The organism is Dietzia sp. B19 (assembly GCF_014145155.1).
GTDB lineage: Bacteria > Actinomycetota > Actinomycetes > Mycobacteriales > Mycobacteriaceae > Dietzia > Dietzia natronolimnaea.
Genome location: NZ_JAALED010000193.1, coordinates 1 through 4,862, shown reverse-complemented (window position 1 = coordinate 4,862; position 4,862 = coordinate 1). Strand labels below are relative to the sequence as shown.

The following is a 4,862-nucleotide window of genomic DNA, read 5'->3' as shown; positions in this document are numbered from 1 at the left end:
ACGGCGGACAGGGCGTTGTCCTCGACTCCGTCGGCCAGGCGCCGCACCTCCTCGGAGCCGACTCCCGGGTCGACCTGACCGGTGACCAGCCTGTGGACCGGCCCGGCCAGGACCTCACACCCCGGTGTGGCGTCCGGGCCGGGGGAGGGGGCGGGAGTCCCGGCGGCGACGCTCGGTGTCGTGGTGGGGGCAGTGCCCGGTCCGGTGGTGGTCGTGGGTGATTCACCCGGCGTCACCTGCCCGCAGGCGCCGACGGCCAGGGCGAGGCCGAGACCCGCGACGATCGCACGGCCGGGCTGAAGTGCCGCTGCTCTCCGGTGCGCCATGCTCCGCAGGATAACCGGGCTGGGACTTTCGCGGGTTCAGGCGTACTCTCGGGGCATGGGTAGACAGATCTGTCTATGCAGAGTGGCGGTACGGACGGTACCGAGAGGTCGAGGAGGTCGGTCATGAGCCTGCGAGAGGTGTTCGCGTTCCCTGAGGTCGTCAACGACTATGCCGCCCGGTGCACTGCCGGGCTCGTCGTGACGCTCGCGGTGGTGACGATGCTCGCGCCGCCGCCGGCGCAGACCTGGCTCGCCGCGCCCCTGGTCGTCGGCTTCGCCCTCCGGGTGGCCGGAGGGCCGCGGTACTCACCGTTCGGCAGGCTCTCGGTGCACGTACTGGCCCCCAGGGTCAGCTCCGAGCCCAAGCTGGTCGCGGGTGCACCCAAGCGGTTCGCCCAGACGATCGGCCTGGTCATGTCCTCGGTCGCGCTCGGGTTGTTCCTGGGCGGGTTGACGGGGGCGGGGGTCGTGGTCCTGGGCGTGCTGGTGGCCGCCGCCCTCGCCGAGGCGGCCCTGGGGTTCTGCCTGGGGTGCTGGATGTACGGCCAACTGCAGCGGGTCGGTGTCGTGTCGGAGGACGCCTGCGTCGACTGCGCCGACATCTGGGCCCGGCCCGGGATGACCGCGCGCAACTGAGACCTGCTCGCAACCGGGACACCGTCACTCCGCGTTACTGTGGAGGACATGACTTCCCCGTCCGAGAACCACGAGTCGTACGGCGACGACCCCCGGGGCCACGGCTCTGCGTACGGCACCCCGTCGGACTCCGGCGACCGGTTATCTCCCTACGGGACGCAGTCCTACGAGAGCCCCTCGTTCGGGCACCAGCAGTTCGACCAGCAGCAGTTCGAGCAGCAGCCGTTCGAGCAGCAGCCCTACGGCGCCCATTTCTACGGGGCCCAGCCGTTCGGGACTCAGCCTTATGGGACGGAGCCCTACGGCACGCAGCCCTACGGCACGCAGCCCTACGGCGTGCAGCCCTACGGCTCACCGGGCTATGGCGCGATGCACCCGTACGCGCCGGCCTACGGGGCGTCGCGCAAGGAACCGGCGCTCTCGCTGGTGTTGTCCTTCTTCCTGCCCGGGCTGGGCACGCTGATCAACGGCCAGGCAGGCAAGGGGATCGGCATCATGGCCGGCTACTTCCTCGGCATCCTGCTGTCCGTGGTCCTGATCGGGATCCCGATCATGCTCGGGTTCTGGGTCTGGGGGATGGTCGACGCCTATTCGGGCGCCAAGGAGTACAACGCCCGGAACGGCTTCTACTGAGAGACCGGTCGCCGGACCTTCCGTAACCTGGTCGCATGACAGCGACCGAGATCACCACGACCGACGACTCGCGCCCCTCGGGCCTCGACCTCCAGTACGTCGACCGGGACGTCCGTCCCCAGGACGACCTCTACCAACACGTCAACGGCACCTGGATCCGCGATCACGTGATCCCCGCGGACCGGCCCATCGACGGTGCCTTCCTCGCGCTGCGCGACCTGTCCGAGGAGCGGGTGCGGGACATCATCACCGACGCCCCCGTGGACTCGCGGATCGGGGCGTTCTACGCCTCCTTCATGGACACCGACGCGGTCGAGGCCGCGGGCGTCGCCGCGCTCGCCCCCGACCTGGCCGAGATCGACGGCGCGACCGACGCCGACTCGCTGGCCCTGGCCATGGCGCGGCTGGAGAAGGTGGGCGTCGGCGGTCTGATCGGCGCCTACGTCAACAACGACGCCAAGAACTCCACCGAGTACATCCTCTACCTGGTGCAGTACGGCATCGGACTTCCGGACGAGTCCTTCTACCGCGAGGATCAGTACGCGGAGCTGCGCGACCAGTACACGGATCACATCGCGCGGATGCTCGTGCTCGCGGAGCTGTCGGGAGACGAGGACGCCCGCACCCGCGCCGAACGGATCGTCGCGCTGGAGACCCGCATCGCCTCCGCGCACTGGGATGTGGTGGCCCGCCGCGACGCCGACAAGACCTACAACCCCGTCACCTGGGAGGAGCTCCCCGGCCTGGCGCCCGGATTCCCCTGGCACGACTGGGCCCGTGAGGTGGGCGGCTCGGAGGAGACCTTCGGCCGCGTCGTGGCCATGCAGCCCGACTTCCTCACCGCGGTTGCCGGACTGTGGTCGACCGAACCGCTGGAGACGTGGAAGGAATGGCTGCGGTGGCGGGTCCTCGGTTCGCGCGCGCCCTACCTGACCAGCGACCTGGTGGAGGAGGACTTCCGCTTCTACGGCACCGCGATGTCCGGCACGGAGGAGATCAAGGCCCGGTGGAAGCGGGGCGTCGCCGCGGTCGAGGCGGCCCTCGGCGAGGAGGTGGGTAAGGAGTACGTGGCCCGCCACTTCCCGCCCGGACACAAGGCCCGGATGGTCGAGCTGGTGGAGAACCTCACCGCCGCCTACCGCTACTCCATCGCGCGGTTGCCGTGGATGACGCCGGAGACCCGCGAGCGGGCGCAGGAGAAGCTCGAGGCGTTCGTGCCCAAGATCGGCTACCCGGAGAAGTGGCGCGACTACTCGGCGCTCGAGGTGCGCCCGGACGACCTGCTGGGCAACGTGCGGCGGTCGGCCGAGTTCGAGCACCGCTACGAACTGGGCAAGCTCGGCGGCCCGGTCGACCGCGGCGAGTGGCACATGACCCCGCAGACGGTCAACGCCTACTACAACCCGGTGATGAACGAGATCGTGTTCCCGGCCGCCATCCTCCAGCCCCCGTTCTTCGACGCCGACGCCGACGACGCCGCAAACTACGGGGCGATCGGCGCGGTGATCGGTCACGAGATCGGCCACGGGTTCGACGACCAGGGGTCGAAGTACGACGGCGACGGCAACCTGGTGGACTGGTGGACCGACGACGACCGCTCCGCGTTCTCCACCCGCGTGGACGCGCTGATCGACCAGTACCAGGGCCTGACCCCGGACGGTCTGGACCCCGCGAAGGACCACGTCAACGGAGCCTTCACGGTGGGGGAGAACATCGGCGACCTCGGCGGGCTGACCATCGCGCTGCTGGCCTACCGGCTGGCGCAGGGGTCGACCGGGGAGGGCTCCGACGTGCAGCCGGCGGAGGGGACGGAGGTGGGCCCCGAGATCGACGGGATGACCGGCATCCAGCGGCTCATCACCTCCTGGGCCATCGTGTGGCGCACCAAGACCCGCGCGGAGGAGGCCGCCCGCCGGTTGGCCGTGGACCCGCACTCCCCGCCGGAGTTCCGCTGCAACCAGGTGGTGCGGAACCTCGACGACTTCCACGCCGCGTTCGGGGTGACCGAGGGGGACGGGCTGTGGCTCGCCCCCGAGGAGCGCGTGAGCATCTGGTGAAGGGGCCCCGCCGGCTCCGGCCCGGTCGTTAGGGTTCACCCATGACGAGCCGGGATGTACCGATCAGGGTCGTGGAATGGTCGACGGGCTATCTGGGCAGGATGGCGGTCGAGGCCGTCGACGCCCGGCCCGAGCTGGAGCTGGTGGGCGTCTTCGTCTCCGATCCCGCGAAGGTCGGCGTCGACGCGGGCCGGCTCGCCGGTCTGGGCCGGGATCTGGGGGTGATCGCGACCGACGACCGGGCGGCACTGCTCGCTCTCGACCCGGACGCGATCGTGTACACCGCCGAGACCGAGACCCGCTTCATGCCGGCGATCGAGGACTTCCGCGGCTTCCTGCGCGCGGGTATCGACGTGGTGGCCTCCGGCCCCGTCCTGCTCCAGTACCCGCACGGGACCCTCCCGGAGGAGATGATCGCCCAACTCGTGGACGCCGCCCGCGAGGGTGGCGCCACGCTGCACGTCAACGGCATCGACCCGGGATTCGCCAACGACGTCCTGCCGCTGGTCATGACGAGCCTGTCCCGGCGCATCGACCTGATCCGGGTGGGCGAGATCGCCGACTACTCGGTGTACCACCAGGGCGAGACCATGCGGCGGCTGTTCGGCTTCGGTCGGTCCATGGACACCCTGCCGCCACTGCTCCGACCGGGGATGCTCGCCGCGGGCTGGGGGTCGGTGGTCCGTCAGCTCGCCGCCGCGTTGGAGGTGACGCTCGACGAACCGCTGGTCGAGCGCCACGAGCGGCTTCCCGCGGATCGGGACCTGTCGCTGCTGGCGTGCGAGGTCCCGGCCGGGACCCAGGCGGCGCTGCGGTTCGAGGTGGTGGGACAGGTCGACGGCGAGGACCGCATCGTCCTGGAGCACGTCACCCGCACCGCCGTCGACCAGGCACCGGACTGGCCCCGCCCCGACCACGGGGACGGGTGCTACCGCATCGACATCCTCGGTGAGCCGGCCATGCGCGTGGAGTTCACCCACCACGCCGAGCACGGCGACCACAACGAGTCCGGCATGCTCGTCACCGCGATGAGGCTGGTCAACGCCGTCGAGGCCGTGGTCGCGGCGGAGCCCGGTCTGGTATACGCAAAGGACCTGCCGATGATCACCGGGCGTGGCTTAATGAAGAGATGAACATAATCGGTGCCGCCCGTGCCGCCCGTGCCGCCCGCGCCGCATCGGCCTCGCTGGCCGCGGCAGCCCTCGTCACG

At 70.4% G+C, this 4,862-nt stretch carries 4 protein-coding genes and 1 pseudogene; 4 read left to right on the top strand and 1 reads right to left on the bottom strand.

Annotated elements, in window-relative coordinates; genetic code table 11:
- Positions 1 to 326, bottom strand: a pseudogene (locus G6020_RS06620) (hypothetical protein); the annotation flags it as partial.
- 123 nt (positions 327 to 449) lie between these two features.
- Here G6020_RS06620 and G6020_RS06615 point away from each other — a divergent pair.
- The 4 genes from G6020_RS06615 to G6020_RS06600 are packed head-to-tail and all read left to right on the top strand — an operon-like array spanning position 450 to position 4,785.
- Entirely contained in the window at positions 450 to 962 is a 513-nt protein-coding gene (locus G6020_RS06615) for a DUF4395 domain-containing protein (protein ID WP_182610074.1), read from the top strand.
- A gap of 48 nt (positions 963 to 1,010) precedes the next feature.
- Entirely contained in the window at positions 1,011 to 1,595 is a 585-nt protein-coding gene (locus G6020_RS16735; protein WP_206682212.1) for a hypothetical protein, read from the top strand.
- Between the two features lie 35 nt (positions 1,596 to 1,630).
- A complete protein-coding gene (locus G6020_RS06605) occupies positions 1,631 to 3,652 on the top strand; it encodes a M13-type metalloendopeptidase (RefSeq protein ID WP_179523588.1) in 2,022 nt (673 codons plus the stop codon).
- Positions 3,653 to 3,693: 41 nt separating this feature from the next.
- Positions 3,694 to 4,785 (top strand): diacylglycerol kinase, encoded by a 1,092-nt coding sequence (locus tag G6020_RS06600; protein ID WP_179523587.1) that lies wholly within the window; start codon positions 3,694 to 3,696, stop codon positions 4,783 to 4,785.
- Positions 4,786 to 4,862: the final 77 nt, after the last annotated feature.